Below are 1,682 nucleotides of genomic sequence, written 5' to 3'. Positions count from 1 at the left end.
ATTGAAGACTGGTCAGATTGAAATATGTCAAATATTCGTTCAAGTAAATAATCTTGGTATCCATTCGTACCTAAAAGCAAACGTAACACAGTTTCATCTATAAATGAAGTATGGAAGTCTATACCTTTATCTTTCACAGATAATAAACGACTGAAAATTTCATCAATGATGTTTTTAAGTACATCAAATTCTATTTCAACATCTTCGCTTAGTATCTGACACACAAGATGTAAGCGACGATTTATTTCGGGTAGTAGCTCCTCTATATTTAAAATATCTGCAATAAACTTTGTTGCATTACTACGACCTAATCTACCTGGTTCTTTTGCCTTAAATAATGATGCTGTCAATTTAACAACTTCTGCCCAATTCGAATTATAAACATAATCTTTCAAACCACCACTTAAACTACCTTCTTTCCATTTTGTGTTAAATTCAATAGCCGCAAAGTATTCTTGAAAAGTTAGGTGCACAAAACCAAACAAAGCTTCTCCATTTTCAGCAAACCCTTTCTCAAATAGAAATCCAGCATCTTCCCTCAGAAATGATATTATATCATTGACATCTTGTTTCAATTCCTTTTGAGGCATATAAGGATATATCTTCGAGTATTCATTAGTAAGCATTTGAGTTAGTTCTCTTTCGGGAATTAAACCAGATGAATAGTGCTCATGAATATGAAAGGCTATTAGGGCTAATAGTTCAATAAGTATTTCTCTATCAATATTATTTTTTTGATTAGCTCTAAGTTTAACCCAATTATCCAGTAGTGTTGATGTCGCGACTTCATATAGTGCTACTCGTTTTTCCGGCAATTTACTTCCTTGATAATATATTAATGCAATAATGGTTATTAATAGGGGATTTTGTGCCAGTCTGTATACAGATTTATTTCGTTTTATAGAACGGTATAATTTTCTTGCTTCTTCTGCAGCATTTTCAAGATTATTATCTGAATACGAAGATATTGATGAATACCAATTATTTAAGAATAAGTATATCTGTTTGTCGGAAAATCTATCAACTTCGAAATGGAAAAAGTAACCACTTAATCGTGTTTCTTTGTAACCAACGATTCTAGAAGAGACTATAATTTTTATTTCAGGATATTGAGCAGTGAAAGAATTTATTTTTTCTACTACGTTATGCCTTTGATTAGTGATATTTATCTCATCTAGACCATCGATTAACACAATTAATTTGTTGTTTTCTAAAATCTTTGAAAATAACAAACCGTATTTAGTATTAATATCTATAATGAACTCTGACAAACTTCGTCCCGTATCAAAAAGGTATTTTGCAAATTCTGTTGCTTTTAGATATATTGGGATATATGTTTGTAATTGCTCATTACCAGCCCTATGTGCACATATAGTATATGCTAAATACTTCAAAGTCGTGGATTTTCCCGAACCAGGATCCCCTAAAATGACAATCTTATTAAAATTCGTTAGTGCAGTAATAATATCATATGAGGTTTTCTTATCTTTTGGGATGTTGTCATCTACATTATTTGAAAAATCGAACTTAAATTTCAATGGTACATATATCTTGTCTATATTCAATCGAACTAAGGTGTTATTTACTCGCGGAGAAAATCCCTTAATATCAAAATATGTGTATAAATTTTTGATATATTGATCATATTCGTATAAGCCTTTACAATATAATTCCATTTATCA

General features: G+C 30.5%; 1 protein-coding gene. It reads right to left on the bottom strand.

Going from position 1 to position 1,682, the window contains the following annotated elements:
• On the bottom strand, positions 1-1,565 hold a 1,565-nt coding region (locus tag DXA15_RS24910), incomplete at its 3' end, for an NACHT domain-containing NTPase (RefSeq protein WP_158579718.1).
• Between the last annotated feature and the right edge of the window lie 117 nt (positions 1,566-1,682).

Origin of the sequence: Parabacteroides sp. AM58-2XD (assembly GCF_003463685.1) — a bacterium.
GTDB lineage: Bacteria > Bacteroidota > Bacteroidia > Bacteroidales > Tannerellaceae > Parabacteroides > Parabacteroides segnis.
Note: the sequence above shows the minus strand (reverse complement) of the source record. Positions and strands in the feature narration are given on the sequence as shown.